15 protein-coding genes are annotated in these 18,826 nt (G+C 73.1%); 9 read left to right on the top strand and 6 right to left on the bottom strand.

Annotated features, from left to right (window positions below; genetic code table 11):
* The first annotated feature begins 120 nt into the window (after positions 1–120).
* From ACFV0T_RS16615 to ACFV0T_RS16630, 4 genes are all read left to right on the top strand, one after another.
* Complete coding sequence (locus tag ACFV0T_RS16615; RefSeq protein WP_385779062.1) at positions 121–1,314, top strand: ROK family transcriptional regulator; 1,194 nt, start codon at positions 121–123, stop codon at positions 1,312–1,314.
* Between the two features lie 189 nt (positions 1,315–1,503).
* Positions 1,504–4,221 carry a sugar-binding domain-containing protein gene (locus ACFV0T_RS16620; protein WP_385779064.1) on the top strand — a complete coding sequence of 906 codons (2,718 nt, stop codon included), beginning with the start codon at positions 1,504–1,506 and terminating at the stop codon, positions 4,219–4,221.
* Positions 4,222–4,602: 381 nt separating this feature from the next.
* Positions 4,603–4,866 carry a GlsB/YeaQ/YmgE family stress response membrane protein gene (locus ACFV0T_RS16625; protein WP_385779065.1) on the top strand — a complete coding sequence of 88 codons (264 nt, stop codon included), beginning with the start codon at positions 4,603–4,605 and terminating at the stop codon, positions 4,864–4,866.
* Positions 4,867–5,097: 231 nt separating this feature from the next.
* Complete coding sequence (locus ACFV0T_RS16630) at positions 5,098–5,979, top strand: GNAT family N-acetyltransferase (RefSeq protein WP_385779067.1); 882 nt, start codon at positions 5,098–5,100, stop codon at positions 5,977–5,979.
* Positions 5,980–5,997: 18 nt separating this feature from the next.
* Here ACFV0T_RS16630 and ACFV0T_RS16635 read toward each other — a convergent pair whose 3' ends face one another.
* On the bottom strand, positions 5,998–6,969 hold the full coding sequence (locus tag ACFV0T_RS16635; RefSeq protein WP_385779069.1) for an NAD-dependent epimerase/dehydratase family protein: 972 nt from the start codon (positions 6,967–6,969) through the stop codon (positions 5,998–6,000).
* Positions 6,970–7,118: 149 nt separating this feature from the next.
* Here ACFV0T_RS16635 and ACFV0T_RS16640 point away from each other — a divergent pair, with 149 nt between their 5' ends.
* Complete coding sequence (locus tag ACFV0T_RS16640) at positions 7,119–7,826, top strand: TetR/AcrR family transcriptional regulator (protein ID WP_385779071.1); 708 nt, start codon at positions 7,119–7,121, stop codon at positions 7,824–7,826.
* 385 nt (positions 7,827–8,211) lie between these two features.
* On the opposite strand, the gene ACFV0T_RS16645 is transcribed toward ACFV0T_RS16640, so the two are convergent.
* On the bottom strand, positions 8,212–8,988 hold the full coding sequence (locus ACFV0T_RS16645) for a GNAT family N-acetyltransferase (RefSeq protein WP_385779100.1): 777 nt from the start codon (positions 8,986–8,988) through the stop codon (positions 8,212–8,214).
* Between the two features lie 152 nt (positions 8,989–9,140).
* On the opposite strand from ACFV0T_RS16645, the gene ACFV0T_RS16650 reads away from it, so the two are divergent.
* The gene (locus ACFV0T_RS16650) at positions 9,141–9,623 is read left to right on the top strand and encodes a nucleoside deaminase (protein ID WP_385779072.1); all 483 of its coding nucleotides are present in this window, start codon (positions 9,141–9,143) and stop codon (positions 9,621–9,623) included.
* Positions 9,624–9,683: 60 nt separating this feature from the next.
* On the opposite strand, the gene ACFV0T_RS16655 is transcribed toward ACFV0T_RS16650, so the two are convergent.
* Entirely contained in the window at positions 9,684–10,412 is a 729-nt protein-coding gene (locus ACFV0T_RS16655; RefSeq protein WP_385779074.1) for a chaplin family protein, read from the bottom strand.
* A gap of 266 nt (positions 10,413–10,678) precedes the next feature.
* Between ACFV0T_RS16655 and ACFV0T_RS16660 the strand changes: the two genes are divergently transcribed.
* The 3 genes from ACFV0T_RS16660 to ACFV0T_RS16670 all read left to right on the top strand — a co-directional run bounded on the left by ACFV0T_RS16660 (position 10,679) and on the right by ACFV0T_RS16670 (position 14,190).
* A complete protein-coding gene (locus ACFV0T_RS16660; RefSeq protein ID WP_385779076.1) occupies positions 10,679–12,277 on the top strand; it encodes an alpha/beta hydrolase in 1,599 nt (532 codons plus the stop codon).
* A 134-nt stretch (positions 12,278–12,411) separates the two neighbouring features.
* Positions 12,412–12,954: a DUF4232 domain-containing protein gene (locus ACFV0T_RS16665; protein ID WP_385779077.1), complete on the top strand. Its 543-nt coding sequence runs from the start codon at positions 12,412–12,414 to the stop codon at positions 12,952–12,954.
* Positions 12,955–13,194: 240 nt separating this feature from the next.
* A complete protein-coding gene (locus ACFV0T_RS16670) occupies positions 13,195–14,190 on the top strand; it encodes an ArsR/SmtB family transcription factor (protein ID WP_385779079.1) in 996 nt (331 codons plus the stop codon).
* 21 nt (positions 14,191–14,211) lie between these two features.
* Here ACFV0T_RS16670 and ACFV0T_RS16675 read toward each other — a convergent pair whose 3' ends face one another.
* From ACFV0T_RS16675 to ACFV0T_RS16685, 3 genes are all read right to left on the bottom strand, one after another.
* On the bottom strand, positions 14,212–14,994 hold the full coding sequence (locus tag ACFV0T_RS16675; protein WP_385779081.1) for an alpha/beta fold hydrolase: 783 nt from the start codon (positions 14,992–14,994) through the stop codon (positions 14,212–14,214).
* A gap of 72 nt (positions 14,995–15,066) precedes the next feature.
* Positions 15,067–16,203, bottom strand: coding sequence for an alpha/beta hydrolase (locus tag ACFV0T_RS16680; RefSeq protein ID WP_385779082.1), 1,137 nt, complete (start codon positions 16,201–16,203; stop codon positions 15,067–15,069).
* Positions 16,200–18,554, bottom strand: coding sequence for a thioester reductase domain-containing protein (locus ACFV0T_RS16685; protein WP_385779084.1), 2,355 nt, complete (start codon positions 18,552–18,554; stop codon positions 16,200–16,202). The genes ACFV0T_RS16680 and ACFV0T_RS16685 overlap by 4 nt, the downstream gene beginning before the upstream one ends.
* Positions 18,555–18,826: the final 272 nt, after the last annotated feature.

Here is an 18,826-nt window from a genome sequence, read left to right on the forward strand (position 1 = left end):
CCTGACGCGCGACAGGGACAGGGGCTCGCCCGGCGGGACCGAGTGGCCGAGTGGCCGATATAGTTAAGGAGACTTACAAGAGGCGTCAAGTATGCGCGGGGAATGCACGAGAATGGTCTGATGTCCGCAAGCGACGCCGTAGAGCGAGCCGTAGAGCGACCGGAACCCTGGAACCGGCAGCGCCTGCGCAGCACGAACGAGCGGCTTCTCCTGGACCGGTTGCGCGGCCTCGGCGCCGCGTCACGCGCCCAACTGGCCCGTGAGACCGGGCTCTCCAAGCCGACCGTGTCCAGCGCGCTCGCCTCGCTGAAGACCGCGGGACTGGTCCGCGAGGTCGGCACCCACGCCCCCGAGCGCGGCCGCACGGCGGTGCTCTACGCCCCCGACCCGGCCGCCGGGTACGCGCTGGGCGTGGACGTCGGCCGCGGCTGGCTGCGGGTGGCCGTCGCCGACCTGGACGGCACGCTGGTCGCCCGGGCCGACGTCCGCAACCGGGCCCGCGGCTCCGGCGCCCTGGCGGACCTGATCGTCTCCGCCGCCCGCCAGGTGGTGGCCAACTCCGGCGTGGACCCGGCCGAGGTGGTGCACGGGGTGGTGGGAACCCCCGGGGTGTACGACGAGAAGCAGCGCCGGGTGCGGTACGCGATGCATCTGCCGGGCTGGGGCCGCGCCGGGCTGCTGGACCGGCTGCGCACGGACCTGGGCGTTCCGCTGGAGGTGCACAACGACGCCAACCTGGCCGCGCTGGGCGAGTACACGTACGGGGTCGGGGCGGGCAGCCGGCTGTTCGCGTACATCCTGATCGGCACCGGACTCGGCATGGGAGTCGTCAGCGAGGGGCGGCTGTTCACCGGCGCGCACGGACTGGCCGGGGAGATCGGGTTCCTGCCCTGGCCGGGACAGCGCAAGCCGGAGCGGCTGGAGGACGCGGTGTCGGGGGAGGCCGTCGTGGAGGCGGCGCGCGGGTTCGGGATGAGCGGGCAGCTCACCGCGAAGGCGGTGTTCGACGCGGCTCGGCACGGCAACCCGGCCGCGCGCCGGGCGGTGCAGCTGGAGGCCGAGCGGATCGCCCACACGGTGGCGGCGGCGACCGCCGTGCTCGACCCGGACCTGGTGGTGCTCGGCGGGGGCGTCGGCCACAGCGTGGACCTGCTGCTGGGCCCGGTCCGGGAGCATCTGCGCACGCTCACGCCGTTGCGCCCGAAGATATCCCCGAGCCGGCTGGGTGAGGACGCGGTACTGCTCGGCGCGGTGGCGACGGCGCTCGGGACGGCGCGTGACACGGTGTTCGAGCGCAGGTCGTCCACGGCGTGAGCGACAGGTCACCGGAAGTGTCGGTGACGGGCCGTCACAAAGGGTCGGCGACAGGCCGTTGACCGTGTGGGCGGCAGGCCGCGCAGGGCGTCGGCAACAGGCCGCCACGGTGATTGACACGCCCCACTCCGCGTCCTAGCTTGAGCCGAGTTAGTAAAGTTTCCTAACCTTACGAGGCTGGAGACCGACGTGTTCCCTCGCCCCGCCGCCCGCCGCCTCGCCGCGTCCGCCGTGGCCCTGGGCCTGGTCTGCTCGCTCGACCCTGGCGCGTGGGCCGGGGCCCGCCATCTGGCACCGCCGCACGGGCAGGCCTGGACCACCAGGGTCCCCGGCGCGGCGGGCACCGCCACCCGGCTCTCCGGCTACGCGATCCAGTCCACGGCGAAGGTGCGCGACACACCGGCGGCGGTCTCCTCCCCCGGCTACCCGGCGACCGGCTGGCACCCGGCCGGGCCCCGCTCCACCGTCCTGGCGGCCCTGCTCGCCGACGGCGTGTACGCCGACCCGTTCTACTCGACCGACCAGCAGAAGATCCCGAAGGCCGACTTCCAGGTCCCGTGGTGGTACCGCTCCGACTTCACGGTCGCCGACCCCCGGCAGCGCACCTATCTCGACTTCAGCGGGGTGATCTCGGCGGCGGACGTCTACGTCAACGGCCGGCAGGTGGCCGGGACCTCGGACGTCACCGGCGCCTACACCCGGCACGAGTTGGACATCACCTCCCTCGTCCAGGCGGGCACCAACACGGTCGCCTTCCGCATCCGGCCCAACGAGCCGAGCAGCATGCTGACGATGGGCTGGCTCGACTGGCTCCAGCCGCCGCCCGACCAGAACATGGGCATCGTGCGTGACGTCCTGGTCCGCCGCGGCGGCCCGGTCGCGCTGCGCGACGCGCACGTGGTGACGAAACTGACCGTGCCGTCGCTGGCGGCGGCCGACCTGACGGTGAAGGCGCGGGTCCGCAACGACTCCGGCGCTGCCGTCACGGCCGAGGTGGCCGGCCGCGTCGGCGAGGCGTCCTTCACCCGGACGGTCGCACTCGCCGCCCACGAGACGAAGACCGTGGCCTTCACCCCCGCCGACGTCCCCGGTCTCCGGCTGGCGTCGCCGAAGGTCTGGTGGCCGGCGGGCATGGGCGAACAGCCCCTGTACGACCTGGACCTGACCGCGTCCGTCGCGGGCACGGTGTCGGACGGCACGCACGAGAGCTTCGGCATCCGCGACGTCCAGGCACCGCTGAACTCCGACGGCGCCCGTCAGTACCGGATCAACGGCCGCAGGCTGCTGATCAAGGGCGGCGGCTGGTCACCGGACGAGTTCCTGCGCTGGGACACCACCTACGTCGAGGACCGCCTGAAGTACGCCCTCGACCTCGGCCTCAACACCATCCGGCTGGAGGGCCACATCGAGCCGGACGAGTTCTTCGACCTCGCCGACCGGCTCGGCGTCCTCACCCTGCCGGGGTGGGAGTGCTGCGACAAGTGGGAGGGCCAGGTCAACGGGACCGAGAACGGCGAGAAGTGGACGTCCGCCGACTATCCCGTCGCCAAGGCCTCGATGGCCGCCGAGGCCGCCCGGCTGCGCGACCACCCGAGCGTCATCTCCTTCCTGATCGGCAGCGACTTCGCACCCGACGCCACGATCGAGAAGAACTACCTGGACGCTCTGGCGGCCGCCGACTGGCCGACCCCCGTGGTCGCCGCCGCCTCCGACAAGTCCGCACCGCGGTCGGGGAGTTCCGGGATGAAGATGACCGGACCCTACGACTGGATCCCGCCGGACTACTGGTACGCCAAGCGGGAGGGCGGCGCCACCGGCTTCAACTCCGAGACCAGCGCGGGCCCCGACATCCCCACCCTCGACACCCTGCGCCGGATGATGACCCCCGCCGAGCTGGACACCCTCTGGAAGAACCCGGACGCCAAGCAGTACCACCGCTCCCCGTCCGCCACCTTCGGCACGCTCAAGCTCTACGACAACGCCCTCACCGGCCGCTACGGCGCCCCGAGCAGCCTCACCGACTACGTGCGCAAGGCGCAGCTCGCCCAGTACGAGGCCGTGCGCGCCCAGTTCGAGGCGTACGGGCGCAACGCCACCGACTCCTCGAAGCCGTCCACCGGAGTGATCTACTGGATGTTCAACAGCGGCTGGACGTCCTTGCACTGGCAGCTGATGGATCGTTACCTCGACCAGGGAGGCGCCTACTTCGGGGCGAAGAAGGCGAACGAGCCGCTGCACGTCCAGTACTCGTACGACGACCGCTCGGTCGTCGTGGTGGACAACCGGCACGCCCCCGCCGAGGGACTCACCGTACGGGCCACGCTGTTCGACCCCGACGGCACGCAGAAGTACGACACGACGGTCAAGGGGGTGACGGTCGACGGGGACGGCGCGCGCACCACCGCACTGACACTGCCGTCGTCCGTGAGCGGACTGTCGACCACATACCTGGCCCGCCTGGTCCTGTTCGACTCGGCCGGCACCGAGCTGAGCCGGAACGTGTACTGGCTCTCCACCAGGCCGGACACCCTCGACTGGGCCCGCACCGACTGGTATTACACGCCGACGACCGCCTACGCGGACCTGAAGGGGCTCGCCTCGATGGCGCAGGCGCCGGTGTCGGCCACGGCGTCGACACGGTCCTCGGGCGACCTGTCGACCACGACGGTGACCGTGCGGGCCACGGGGAGCGCGAAGACCCCGTCGCTGATGACGGACGTCCATCTCGTGGACGCGGCGGGCCGGCCGGTCCTGCCGGTGCGGTGGTCGGACAACGACGTCAGCCTCTGGCCCGGTGAGTCGATGACGCTGACCGCCACCTACCGGACGGCCGATCTGCACGGCTCCGCGCCGCGTGTGCGGGTCTCCGGCTGGAACACGCCGGAGCGGACCGTCCCGGCGCCATGACCGGGTGGGCCCGGCGCCGAGCCGGGCCCAGGACGTCAGCTCACGTCGAGCGCCCTTTCGTTGGCTGCTGAAGTCGCTGATGCCGCCGCTGGTGGCACTCCAGGTGAGCGGCCCGAGACCAGCGACGCCGGTGGTGACTCCGCGTCGGGACCTTCTGGATCCGGGCATCCGTCAAACCTCCCAGAGGGGTGCGGACATTGCGGGTGCGCTCGCCAAGTCCTGGCGTGCAGAACCAACATGGGGATCTACACGCGTGGAGCAAAAAGGCCACCTGGCATGGCTGTGCGAGGACCATCAAGCGCGGGCAGTAACCGGAAGGGACTGCACCAGGCTCCAGCGGGCAGATGCAGTGCAGCGAGGGTCCGACACAGAGGGGCGGAAATGGAGATCTCCGGCATCGTCAGTGCCATCATCATCGGCATCATCATCGGTGTGCTGGGACGGCTCGTCGTTCCGGGACGTCAGCGCATCGGCATCCTGTGGACGATCGGCGTCGGCATTCTGGCCGCGTTCGTCGGAGCGGCGATAGCCGCCGCCTTCGACGTGGCCGACACCGACGGCGTCGACTGGATCGAGTGGCTCATCCAGATCGGCCTCGCCGCGCTGGGCGTGGCCGCACTGGACCGGTCCCGGGCCCGGCGGTGAGGCGCGGCGCGAGTGGCGCCACGCCTCGGTAGCCCGCGACAGCCACGACGGTCTACCCGGGGAGACACGATGGGGCGGCCCCGACACCGGGGCCGCCCCTTGCCGCGCCGCCGACCTCCCGAACAGGACGGCGCGGCCCGGACCGCCGTAAATCCCGTTGCGGGCGGCGGTCGTGTTGCAGTTGGCTGCTGCGGCTCGACCCACCTCCACGCCCACCGTGACGGAGCCGCCTTGTCCCCGCGCATCACCCCGCTCACCGATCCCGAACCCGGGCCGTCCAGCCGTCGCCTGGCCTGGCTGGCCTCCGACGAGGACGGAGAGCCGGTCGGATCCGCGTTCCTGCGTCTGTTCACCCGGGCGGGGCAGGAGCACCTGGCCGAGCTGGAACTCGCGGTGCACCGGGCGCAACGGCGCACGGGCGTCGGCACCCGGCTGCTGGACGCGGCCCTGGCCGCGGCGCGGTCGGAGGGGCGGCGGGCGGTGCTCGCCCAGGCCCGGCAGGGCTCCCCCGCCGACCTGTTCCTGGCCGCGCGGGACTTCCGGCCGGTGCTGTCCCTGACGTACGCCCGGCTGTCGACGGCCGACGCCGACCCCGAGGCGCTCGACGCGCTCGTCGACCGTCCCCACCCGGGCTACCGGCTGACGGCGTGGGACGGCACCGTGCCGGCCGAGCTGGCGCGGACGTACGCCGACTCGCGGCGCGCCATGGACGACATGCCGATGGAGGACACCGACTACGGCACGGTGGTCTGGGACGTGGAGCGGGTGGTCGCGGCCGCCGAGGCGGTCGCCCGGCGCGGCGATCTGCTGCACACCGTCGCCGCGGTGGACACCGCGGACGGCCGCGTCGTCGGCTTCAGCGAACTGGTCGTGCCCGGCGACGGCCTGGGTGACGGACAGCACTACGGCACCGCGGTGCTCCCGGAGCACCGCGGCCGCGGCCTCGCCCGCTGGATGAAGGCTGCGTCGATCCGCCGGGCACTCGAGCGGCACCCGGGGCTGGGCGGGCTGCTCACCGACACGGCAGACGGCAACGCGCCCATGCTCGCGGTCAACGACGCGCTCGGCTACGTCCCGACGCACCGGTCGGTGGAGTACCAGCACGATCTGTGAGCCGCCGGGACGCGGCCCTCACCTGGCCGCGAGCCACTCGCCGTACCAGGCCACGGTGGTGTCCACGGTCTCCGGGAGCGGTGTCGCGGTGACGCCGAAGGCCTCCTCGAAGGCGGCGGAGTCCACGATCTGCGGCTCCGTGTGCTGGTAGAACATCTCCGCGTACTCGGCCATGAACCGCTCGTCGAACGGGCCGACGGGGCGGGCCTCTTCGAGGATCGCCACGTCCAGTGCGGCGCCCACCCGCTTCTCGATCATGGCGTGGATCTCCCGTGTGCTGACGGCGGGCGCGGTCGGCAGGTGCCAGACCCGGCCGTCGCCCTCCGGGTGCTCGCCGAGGGTGGCCAGGCCCGCGGCCACGTCCGCGATGTTCGTGTAGCTGTGCGGCAGGTCGATGTCCCCGAAAGCCATCACCTGTCCGCCGGTGAGCGCGCCGGGGAACACCGCGGCACCCAGGGAGGAGTTGAGCACGCCCGGGCCGACGAAGTCGGCGGACCGGCCCAGGACCACCCGGGCACGTCCCTCACGGTGTGCGTCGAGGTACTTCTCGTCGAGCTCGGCGCGCATCCGGCCCTTGCGGCTCGTGGCCCGCCACGGGGAGTCCTCCGTCATGACCGCTCCCCCGGTCTCGCCGTACGGGTAGAGCGTGTCCAGCACGACCAGGCGCGCTGCGGACGCCTCGACGGCGCTCAGGACGGCCTCCTGGATGCGGGGCATCACCTCCACCTGGAGGTGGTAGCCGACGTTCACGCAGTGGTAAACGACCGCGGCGCCGGCCACGGCCGCCCGCGCGCCCTCGGCGGTGCTGACGTCGGCGGCGAACCGCTCCACCCCGTCGAGCGCCGGGCCCTCGCCCTTGCGGTCGACGAGCCGTACGGAGTGGCCCCGGCGGGCCAGTTCGCCGGCGAGCGTGGTACCGGCGGGCCCGGCGCCGAGGACGGCGTGCAGGTCCTGGCCCTGGTTGCGGTTCTCGTCGGTGACAGCGGACATGGCGATCTCCTCGGTCCGTGGTTCTCGACTTCCGGCCCTGATGGCCAGTCGCTACAGTTAGATACTGTAACTGTTGTGATGATGCCTAGCAAGTGTGGGGCACCCCGGCCTTCGTTAGGGTGTGTCGCGCACTGGAGAGAGGAGTCGCCGTGACCGGCACGGGGCAGAGCCCGAGGGCGCGCTATCGCGAGCAGACGCGCGCGGAGATCAAGGACATCGCCCTGCGGCAACTGGCCGAGGGCGGTACCGGGGCGGTGGCCCTGACGCGCATCGCCAAGGAGGTCGGGCTGTCGGGGCCCGCCCTCTACCGGTACTTCGACAGCCGCGACGCGCTGCTGACGGACCTGATCCGCGACGCCTACGCGGACCTGTCCGCGGCCGTCGCCGAGGCCGCGGACACCCTCGCCGAGCGTGGTGGGGCCCGCGCCCGTCTCCAGGCGCTCGCGGGTGCCTGCCGGGAGTGGGCGGTGGCCCAGCCGCACCGCTATCTGCTGATCGAGGGGACCCCGGTGCCCGGCTACACCGCGCCCCCGGACACGCTGGACAGCGCGCGGGCGGTGCTCGGCCCGTTCCTGGCGGCCTTCGCCGGGGCCCAGCCGTCGGCGGCGGTGCGCCCCGTCGTGGCGCAGATGTCGGTGTGGGCGGAGCAGGACACGGCGGTCGGCGACTGGGCCCGCGGCGGAGTTCCCGCGGGGGCCGAGGGGGTCGCGCTGGCCGGTGCGGTGCTCGTCTGGACCCAGCTGCACGGGGCGATCGGCCTGGAGGTGTCAGGCCAGTTCAAGGGCATGGGCCACGACGGGGGCACGCTGCTCACGGCCCAGCTCGACGCCCTGGCGGACACGTTCGACCTGACGTGACCCGGCCGCCGCACGCGCCTGCGCGTGCGGCGTGGTGCCACCTGGGGTGAGGTGCCCTGCCGCCCGGCCCGGGTCCGGCCCCGACCGGCTGCCGAGGCCCGGGCCCGGCGGCGCGTTACACGCACGAGGCGATCCTGCCCGGCCGATCCGGCTGAGGTGGCCCGCGGCGCGGGCGCGCTACGGCACACACGTACGGACTCGTCGGCCCCCGCCCGACCGGCTGCCGAGGTCCAGGCCGCCGGCGCGCTACGGCACGTATCCGCACGTGACCGTCGGCCCCGACCGACCGCCGCGGCCCCGGGCGCCGGCACGCTACGGCACGTACGCGTACGGGCCCGGCCCGGCCCCGTCCGATCCGGCAGACGTGGCCCGGGCCGCGGACGCGCTACGGCGCGTACACGTACGGCGTCGTCGTGCTCAATTGCGTGAAGCCGAGGCGTTCCAGGATGGGGCGGCTGTCGGCGGAGGCGTCGACCTGGAGGTAGCGGTAGCCGAGGTCGGCGGCGACGCGGGCGCGGTGGGCGATCAGGGCGCGGTAGATGCCCCGGCCGCGCCAGGCTTCGACGGTGCCGCCACCCCACAGTCCGGCGAACGGTGTGCCGGGGACCAGTTCCATGCGGGCCGAGCTCACCGGCTCGTCACCGGCGAGAGCGACCACGGCCACGAGGGACTCCGGGTCGGCGGCGAGGCGGGCGAGCACCTGATGGCGCAGCCGGGCGCCGTCCGTGCCGAAGGCTTTCTCGTGCGCCTCGACCATCAGGTCGACGCCTGCGGCGTCGGTGACGGGCAGGACGCGGACTCCGGCGGGCGGCTCGGCGTCGAGGGACAGGCCGGCCGTCTCGGCCACCACCAGCGCCTCCTCGGGCTCGGGCGTGAACCCGGCCGCCAGGAGCCGCCGCCCGAGGTCGACCGGCAGGTCATGCGCGTAGAGCTTCCACTCGAACGCGCGGCCCAGCCCGGTGAAGTACGCGATCTGCTCGGCGATCACCGCGTCCGCGCCCGCCGCGTCCAGCGCCGACCAGGTGATTCCGTTCCAGCCCTGCGCGGAGGCGACCTGACGGACCACCCTGCCGGTGTGCTCGACGCGGGCGTCGGGGCCGTCGGGGCGGACGCCTTCGCGCATGACCCGGTCGTAGAGGGCGAGTACCGCCGCGTGATCCAAGTGACTCATGCGTCGACTTCAGCAGTCGGGACCGGCCGCCTCAACGCATTTACGACCGGCACGTCTTCCGTCGTACGCGGAGGGGCCTCGGCGGGCCGCCCGCGGCACGTAGCCTGCGGTTCCGGATCATGGGATGAGGAGAGGAGTGCGCCATGGTGAAGGACGCCGAACTGCCGTATCTGCGTCGGTGCGTCGAGCTGGCCGCCGAGGCGCTGGCCGCGGGCGACGAACCGTTCGGGTCGGTGCTGGTGGGCGCGGACGGCTCCGTACTGGCGGAGGACCACAACCGGGTGGCCTCCGGCGACCGTACGCGGCATCCGGAGTTCGAGCTGGCCCGCTGGGCGGCGGCGCGCATGACCGTCGGGGAGCGGGCGGCGGCGACCGTCTACACGTCCGGCGAGCACTGCCCCATGTGCGCGGCCGCGCATGCCTGGGTGGGGCTCGGGCGCATCGTGTACGTGGCGTCGTCCGAGCAGCTGGCGGGCTGGCTCGGCGGATGGGGGGTGCCCGCGCCGCCGGTGCGGAGCCTGCCGGTCGGGGAGATCGCCCCCGGGGTGGTCGTGGAGGGGCCGGTGGACGCGCTGGTCGAGGAGGTACGCGCCCTGCACCGGCGCTTCCACCGCGGCGACGCCTGACGGAGGGCCCCGCTCATGAGGCCCTCCGTAGGTCATGCCGAACCGGGAGAAAGGGTTCGGTCAGCGATCCGCTTGCGGCCGGAAGCGCCGGTAGAGGGCGGCTCCGCCCAGGACCAGGGCGGCACTGCCGGCGAGGGCCGGCAGCGTCTGGTCCGCTCCCGTGTGGGCGAGGGAGGTCACGGTCTCACCGGAGTCGTACGACATGGACCGCGGCTTCTGGGGCGTCGGCGGGACGACGCGGTCCACCGGAGTCGTGGGCTGCACCGGCTCGGCCGGGGGTTCCACGGAGGTGTTCGTGGACTCGTTGCCGACGGACGCGTTGCCGGCGCCGACCACGGTCACGGCGTTCCCGCTGACGTTCACCGGGAGGTGAACCGGGAGCTCCAGGCCGTTGCCGGAGAGGAGGCCGGGCGAGTCGGCCGCCTCGCCGTGCGCCTCCGCGCCCCCCTGGGCCGCGGCCCCGCCGGGCGCCGCCGCTCGATCGGACGCCCCCCGGCCGGAGGCCGCCCGGCCGGGTGCGCCGGCTCGGACCGCCCCGGACCCGGCCGAGTCACGGTTCGCGCAGGTGTTGCCCGCGGCCGGGTTCAGCAACCCCGCCACGTTCACGGTGTTCCCGCACACGTTCACCGGAACGTGCACCGGGAGCTGAATCGCGTTACCGGAGATCAGACCCGGCGAACCGGCTGCGGAACCGTCCGCCGCGGAACCGGCGTAAGCGGGAATCGTGACCGCCATAGCGCCGGAGGCGGCGGCTACTGCGATCACACCGTTTCGGGTAACCCGTCTCATAGGTTCCCTGCCTTCCAGACATGGTCGCGGGCGCTCGCCCGCACCCCGTAGAACGCGGCTCGAACCATCGGAGTTATGGCTTATCGCCCCTTCACCCCATCGAGCGGCACAGCACTCGAACTGGCAGCAATACGGTCATACCGGCGTCAACGACGGCAGGGGTACGAAAGGAGGATCCTTCGCCCGGAGGCGAGGATTCCGGGGTCCGCCTATCGTGAGCGGGAGTATGCGCCCCGGACCGTTGTGGGGGCGCCCTGGAGGCACCGATGCCGGCAAAGCTGTCCACGCGTCCCGCGATACGGCGCCGTGCGCTGGGCGGGGCCGTCGGGCTGGCCCTGCTGGGCGCGGGGCTGCCGACGGCGGTCGCGGACGGCGTCGAGACCGAACTGTCCCGGTTCTACCACCAGAAGATCACCTGGTCGGCGTGCCCGGGTCATGGCATACCCGCGGATCTGCGGTGCGGGAAGGTCACGGTCCCCCTCGACTACGCGCGGCCCGCTTCCGGCACGCTCGACCTGGCCCTGGCCCGCTACCGGACGACGGGGAAGTCGCACGGCTCGGTGCTGCTCAACTTCGGCGGCCCGGGCGGCTCCGGGGTCGACGAACTGGCCTCCGGCGGCAAGGACTTCATGGGCCTGACGAACGGCTACGACATGGTCTCCTTCGACCCCCGCGGCGTCGGCCGGTCCTCGCCCGTCAGCTGCGGTGAGGGCCGGCAGGAGGTTGCGACGACCACGAAGGAGACCAACAGCCTGGAGGACCCGCAGGCCGCCCTCGGGCAGCTGAAGCAGGCGGCTCAGACCTGCGCCCGCTACTCCGGGCCGGTCCTGCCCCACATAGGCACGGTGAACTCCGCGCGGGACCTGGACGTCATCCGCCAGGCCCTCGGCGACAAGAAGCTCAACTATCTCGGGTTCTCCTACGGAACCCGGCTGGGCGCGGTGTACGCGGCGCAGTTCCCGGACCGGGTGGGCCGGATGGCGCTCGACGGGGTGGACACCCTGACCGAGTCACTGGCCGAGCAGGGCGTGGCGGCGGCCGCGGGCCAGCAGGTCGCGCTGGAGGACTTCCTCGACTGGTGCGTGAAGGACGTCTCCTGTCCGTTCGGACAGGACGCGCGCAAGGCCAGGGAGCAGATCGTCCAGGTCGTCCGCTCGCTCGATCTGGACCCGGTGCCGACGGGCTTCGGCCCGCCGTTCTCCGGCCAGGACCTCGTGGGCGCGCTCGGCCGGGGGCTCTACAGCAAGAAACTCTGGCCCCTCCTGGAACGGGCCCTGGCCGAACTCGTCGAGGAAGGCGAGCCACGCGCGATCATGGGGTTCACCTCCGGCGGCCAAGGCCTTCCGGTCCGGCAGGAGAGCGGTGCGCCGCGCTCCGGGCACCAGCCCGACGGCGGCCTCGTCGACCAGGCCGACATCCCCGTCGACAACCTTTCGGCGGCACTGGTGGCGATCAACTGCGCGGACGACCCCGACCGCCCCACCGCCGCACAGGTCACCAAGGACCTCGACCGGCTGCGCGGAGCGTACGACCAGGCGTCCCCCGTGTTCGGCAGGTACCGGCTGACCCAGGTGCTGATGTGCTACGGCCGCCCCAGGGGCACGGACTACATCCGCGACGACGTCAAGAACGTGGACACGCCGAAGATGCTCCTGGTCGGCACCCGCGGCGACCCGGCGACGCCCTACCGCTGGACCCTGGAGACGGCGAAGCGGCTCGGTCCGTCGGCCGTGGTGCTCGACAACAAGGGTGACGGGCACACCGGGTACACGTCGTCGAAGTGCGTGCACAGGAAGGTCGACGCGTTCCTGCTGTACGGCTCCCTGCCGGCCGACGGCAGCTCCTGCGGCGCCGACGACGACTGACCCGGGACGCGATCCACACGGCACCCACACCACGTGAACCCGTTACGGCGTCTCGCCCGTCCTCGCCGTCGCCCTGGGCAGGCGGCGCCCCACGCAGTCGACCCGTACGCGCCCGTGACCGGAGGGAACCGCCGATGCACCGCCGACTCCGCACCCGTCCGGCCGTCGCCGCCCCGGCCGCCGCGCTCCTGCTGTCTGCCGCCGTCGTCCTCGCCCTGTTCGCGGCCGCACCGCAGAGCCGGGCCGACGCCGGGCCCGACGGGTGCCGGGAGCGGGCCGTCACGCTGCGGGCCGCGGCCGTGCCCGGTAATCCGGCGGTGGTGCGCGTGAGCGTGACCAACCACGGCCGGTCCGTGTGCGCCCTGGACCTGATCCCCACCGTCGTCTTCGGGAACCTGGACGGCGCGGCGCTGCCGCTGCCCTCCGCGGCGGGCGGGACGTACCGGCTCGGACCGGGGCGGACGGCGTACGCGGCCGTACGCACGGTCGCCGAGCCGACGGACCCGCAGGCGCGCGGGGTGCACGCGCTGACCGTGGCCGCCGACCCGTCCCACCGGGGCCGCGCGTTCACCGCGGCGCAGCTCGGGACGGGCGGCACGATCCGGGTGTGGGAGCCGGTGACGACGTACTGGCAGCCCTCGGCCGCCGCCGCGGACGGGGTGCTGGATCACGGCTGACGCCACACCCCGTCGCCGCGCTCCCCGTCCGCCGGGCCACACGCCGGGGACGCCCACGGCGACGTCCCCGGCTGAGCCCCTTCCCCCCGCGAGGTCGCCGCCCCCTCGTCGGCGAACTCGGCCCTGCCGCGCGGGCACATCCTCACCCGGGGTCACTCGGAACTGCTACATCCTTCAATCTCCATGGAAGTTGCCTGGTCCATACCGGAGTGGGAAGGCTAGATTGCGGAGGAGGAGCCGATGGGAGGAGTCGGCGTGCTGCGGCTGCATTTCTCGGGTGACGATCTGGCCCGCACACGTATCGCTGCCGGGCCCGATCCGTTGTGGGAGGTCGTGCTCAGTACCAACCTGCTCGGCAACCGGGACGGACCCGCCGTGTTCGACCCGTGGCGGGCCGAGGCGCGCGAGCAACTGCGCCGGCTGCCCGGCTGGATGCCCCGCCTGCTGCGCACGGTGGCCCCCGCCTACGGCGACTTCCCGGACTTCCTCACCCCACAGGAGGGACAGCAGGGCCTGACGGAAGGCATCGAGGCCGTGCTGAACACACCGCGCGGCCGGCTGCGCCGGGAGCTGCTGACCCTCGGCCCATTGCCGGATCACGTGTCGGACCTGGCGCGCGGGGACGTCGAGGCGTTACGGGCCCTGGGCGCCGCGCTGCGGACGTATCACGACACGGCACTGAGGCCGCACTGGCCGCGCGTGGCCACGCAGGCGGAGGCCGACCGGTCGGTGCGCGCCCGGGCCTTCATGCTGGGTGGCGTCGAGGCCGTCCTGAACAGCTTCCGGCCGCTGTTGCGCTGGCATCCGCCGGTGCTGGAGGCCGACTACCCGCTGGACCGGGACCTTCATCTGGGCGGCCGCGGGCTGGTCCTCGTCCCCTCCGTGTTCTGCTGGCGCCGCCCGGTCACCCTGATCGACCCGCGGCTGCCGCCGGTGCTGGTGTATCCCGTGGCCCGCTCCGCCGACTGGTGGAGCGGGCCCGCGCCGGAACCCGGACGGGACCGGCTGGCCGGGCTGCTGGGCGTGAGCCGGGCCGCCATCCTGCGGGCCGCGGCCGACGGCTGTTCGGCCGGCGAGCTGGCCCGCCGGGCCGCCGCCTCACCGGCCGCGGCCAGCCACCATCTGCGGGTCCTGCGGGAGGCCGGACTGGTCACGGCCACCCGGCGGGGCACCACGATCCTCTACACCCTCACCCCGGTCGGCCACGCCCTCCTCGCCGAGAACCCCGCCGCCTGAACGAACCCGGTCCGGGGGCCCTCAGGCCGCCGGGCCGGTCACGAACCGGGCGATCGCCGCGGTGAGTTCGGCCGGCTTCTCCACCGGGAGCTCATGACCGGCGTCGAGGATGCGGACCTCCGCGTCCGGGTACGCCTTCGCCATCCGCAGCATCTGCTGCACCGGCAGCTGGATGTCGTAGTAGCCGTGGACCAGCAGGGTGGGCGTGCGGATCTCGCCGACCCGGTCCAGGACGTCGAAGGCCCGCATGGCGCCGTACAGCGTCATCACGACCTCCCGCGGGGTGTCCGCGGAGGAGCGCACGTACCGCCGGATCTCCTCGCGCGGGTAGCCGGGGGCGAACGCGCGCTGGATGTTGGTGGCGACGAACAGCTTGAAGGGCACGAGGGTCGAGGCCGCCATCAGCAGGCCGCGGCCCCGGCTGTAGGTCATCCGGCTGATGGAGTTGACCAGCACCATGCGCTCGACGCGCTCGGGGTGTTCGAGGGTGATGGTCTGGGAGATCATCCCGCCCATGGAGTGACCGACCGGCACGAACCGCTCGATCTTCAGATGGTCGAGCAGGGCAAGGACGTCGTTCGCCAGTTCCGCGATCGTCCGCACCCCCGCCCCGCCGCTGTCGCCGTGCCCGCGCAGATCGAGCCGGACCACCCGGCGCCGCTCAGCGAAGTGCGCCACCTGGTGGTCCCAGCGGTGCCGGTCGGCGGTCCAGCCGTGGATGAACACCAAGGGCACGCCCTCACCGTCGCGGGGGCCCTCGTCGTCGTACGTCAGGGCTGCGCCGTCGACTTCGAGCTGCGGCATGGGAGCCTCCTGGAGTGCGGTCCGGCCAATCCGGTTACTGACCGGTACGGTAACCGGCCACCCCCGCGGCCGTCACCGCCGTTCGCCGAGGAATCCGAGGATGTGTCCGAACACGTCGAGGGCGGCGCCCCGGCCCAGGAACGTGTCGAGGTGGCCGTAGCCCGGGATCTCGGTGTACGTCACGTCCAACTGCGGCTGCCGACGGGCGAGTACGTCCCGGCACAGCTCCTGCGAGTCCAGCCACAGCCCGTTCTCGCTGCCCGCGAGCAGCAGCACCGGGGTGTCGATGCGGCCGGCCGCGTCCAGCGCGTTGGGCGGCAGGGCCCGGTAACGGTGGTCGGTGTCGTGCCAGCGGACCACGCTGCGCGCCAGCTCGATCCGGCGCAGGTGGGGCAGGATCCACAGCGGCGCGGGGCCGAGCAGTTCCGCGAGCCGGTCGTGGGTGGCGTCCGACAGGTTCTCGTGCACGAAGAGGGACGCGCCCGTGCCCCAGGCCGAGTTGTGCAGGATCTGGCAGGTCGGATCGGGACAGCTCGCCCCGCGGGAGGCCAGCGCGAACAGCGGCGTGTACTTCGACCACAGGCCGACCTTGCGGAAGTCGACCGGGACGTGGTCGATCCGGGTCTTCAGCAGCTCCCCCGCCACCGTCATCCGCAGGGAGGTGCGGCCCGCGAGCTTCGGCGTCAGGAAGACCCCCTGGGACACCACGCCCGCCAGGCCCGGCACCAGGCCCGCCGTCATGCTCAGCGACAGGGTGAGGGAACCGATGCAGTGCGCGACCGCGAACAGCGGGCGGTCACCGATGCGGCCGCGGATGTAGGAGACGGCCCCGGGGATGTCGTACAGGGCCACGTCGTCGTAGGTGTACCGCTGTCCGGTCTCGTTGTACGGCAGCCGGCAGCTGCCCCGCCAGTCCAGCAGCCACGGCTCGTAGCCCTCGTCGACCAGGACGTCGACCAGGTTGCGGGTCTCGGGCTGGAGGAACATGTCGGCGGACGCGGTGTGCCCGTGCAGCAGCAGTACGGCGGGGCGGCCGGTGTCGCCGGTCTCGACGCGGGTCAGGCCGAGGCGGACGCCGTCGGCGGCCCGCAGCGGGATCTCCTCGACGGCCGCCGGGTCGAGGCGGTGGCGCAGCGGGCGCGGGGCGGTGGCGGTGCGGACCCTGCGCAGCGGCGGCCTGCCGACGGTGGAACCGGTCTTGAAGATCATCGCTGGTGCTCCGTGAGGGTGGGGGTGCGGCGCAGGTCGAGCAGGTCCGCGGCGGCCCGGGCGAACGGGCCGATCAGTCCGCGGCCCATCTCCAGACCGAACCAGGCCAGCCAGGTCAGCTTGGCGGCCCGCTTCTCCTGACCGGTCAGATGCGGGGCGACCTCGATGCCGTCGATCTGGTCGCGGACGTAGGAGTCGGCGGGGACGACGACCTCGCCGGCCAGCGTGGCCGGTGCGCCGTCGCGGCCGATCTCGACGGCCAGTGCCCGGGTCTGCCGCCACAGGTCGCGGCGGGCCCGGGCGTACTTGTGGCCCTCCAGCCACCACAGTCCGCCGTCCGCGTCGCGCAATATCAGCCGGTAGCGCAGGAGTTGGTGACGCAGGCCGTGCCGCTGCGGGATGCCCTCGTCGGGGCGGACCCAGATGTCGCCGTGCTCCACGGTCAGCGGTTCGGGGTGGACGGCGGGGCACCGCACCTCGCCGGCCACGTCCACCCGGCGCTCCTTCACCAGTTGGTACATGCTCGCGATGGAGAGAGTGAGCGTCATCGAGCAGGGGGTGCCGCTGCCGCCATCGCCGATATCGAGGTCGACGTCTGTGCCGCCGTCGCCGTCGTGTTCGCCGTCGATCGGGTGCACGCCGCCTTCGGTGGTCTCGGTGAACCACAGGTAGGGCTGGTCGTCGCGGTGCGGGAGGCGGGCCAGGCCGTCGCCCGCGAGGCTCTCGAACGTCTTCAGCTGTGCCCGGGCGTCGTAGCGGGCCGCGAGCGGCAGGCCGAGCGCCCGGACGAGTGCGGCGGTGCGGTCGTCGTCGGCGGCCGGGCCCTTCAGAGTCGCCTCGCACAGCCTGAGCGCGGTCGGGCTGCTCAACACCCGGTTGAGGAAATCGAGTTCGGGGACGGGGTCGGCTTCGAGACGGGCCAGGGCGTCGGTGCGCCACTCGTCCCAGTCCCGCACCCGCACGTGCATGCCGCCGAACGCCATGTCCCGTACGACGTCGTCGAGGGTGTTGGGTACGCCGGTGAGGTTGTAGTCGAAGCCCCAGGCGTCGGGCTCGCAGACGACGGCGACCGCGACACGGCTGACCCAGTCCACCGGGGCCGCGTTGAGGTAGCGGAAGGCGGGCACCGTGCGGAACCGGCCGAAGGCGGAGATCAAACCGCTGCTGAGGTCCTGCGGGTTGTAGGCGCCGGTGCCGGTGTGGCCGGCGATGCCGCCGGGGCGCAGCGCGGACACCACCAGGCCGTGGTCGCGGGCGCGGCGCAGCGCTACCTCGGCGGCCCACTTGGACTGGTCGTAGCCCGCGACGAGGCGGTCGACGTGGGCGAGCGGGTCGTCCTCGCCCATGGACGTGATGCCGACCTCGTTGAAGACGGCGATGGACGAGATGTGGTGCAGGGGCTTGGGCCGCCCGGTCGCGGCGAGTTCCGCCAGGGCCAGCGCGCCGAGCACGTTGCTGCCGCGCAGCGACTGGTAGCCGCGCAGGAAGTCCACGGCCGCCGCCACGCCGACGATGCTGTCCAGTTCGTGCGCGAGGGTGTGCCACAGCTCCTCGGACAGCCCGAGGCGCGGCCGGCGGATGTCGCCGGGCAGCACGGTGATCCGGCGGCGGACCTCCGCCGACCAGGGCAACCGGTAGCCGCGCAGTTGCTCACCGAGCCGGGCGACGGCCGCCTCCTCGTCGGCGGCGCGGACCAGGCAGTAGACGTGCGCGTCGCTGTGCCGCAGCAGGTCCAGCAGCATGTGGCTGCCGAGGAATCCGGTGGCACCGGTGAGCAGGATCCGTCGCGGGGGCAAGGGCTCGGGCACATCGGTGAACGGCAGCCGGTCGGCGAGCGCGAGATCGGCCAGGATCTGGTCGAGATCCTCACGACGGGCCCTGGCGTGAGGGGCGCCGGGCCCGCCGGGCAGGAGGGCGGCAGCGGGGGCCGCGGGGGTGGTGCGCTGGTCCGCGGCGGGGAGGGTACGGGGCGCGGGGGCGGGGAGGGTGCCTGCGGCGGAGAGGGGGAGCGGGCCGGGGCTCAGGGGCGCCGCCGTGGCCGTCCGGGGCGCGGAGGCTGTTGAGGTCCCCGGACTGAGGGAGACCACCGGGGCAACTTGCCCGAGTGGAGCCGGAGTTGCCGGTGGCCCGCCCGCCGTCAGCCAGCGCCGGGCGAGACTGATCGGGCGCGCGTCCGCGAACACGTCGTCGAGGTCGAGTTCCACGCCCAGGTCGCGTTCCAGTTCCGCGACGAGTTCCACGGCGTGCACGGAGCTTCCCCCGGCGTCGAAGAAGTCGGCGTCGGGCGCAAGGCGGCCCTCGGGCAGGTGACGGCCCGCCGCGTCGGCGATGGCGGCCGCCAGCACGTCCACGTCCGAAGCCGAAACCGAAGCCGAAACCGAAGCCGAATCCAAGGCCGAAGCCGAGGCCGAGGCCGAAGCCGGAATCGAACCCAAGGCCGAGGCCAAAGCCGAAGCCGAGGCCGAGGCGGCGACCGGAGCCCCGCCCGGAACCGCGAGTACCGCGGGCACCTCGGGCACGGGCTGTGCCTCAGCCGCCGGTGGCTGTGCCGTCGTGTCCCCCGTCGCCACCTTGGCCAGCAGGTCGGTCACGCTGAGGCCGCCGCCGCCCCGCTCGATCGACT

Origin of the sequence: Streptomyces sp. NPDC059582, from assembly GCF_042735715.1 — a bacterium.
Lineage (GTDB): Bacteria > Actinomycetota > Actinomycetes > Streptomycetales > Streptomycetaceae > Streptomyces.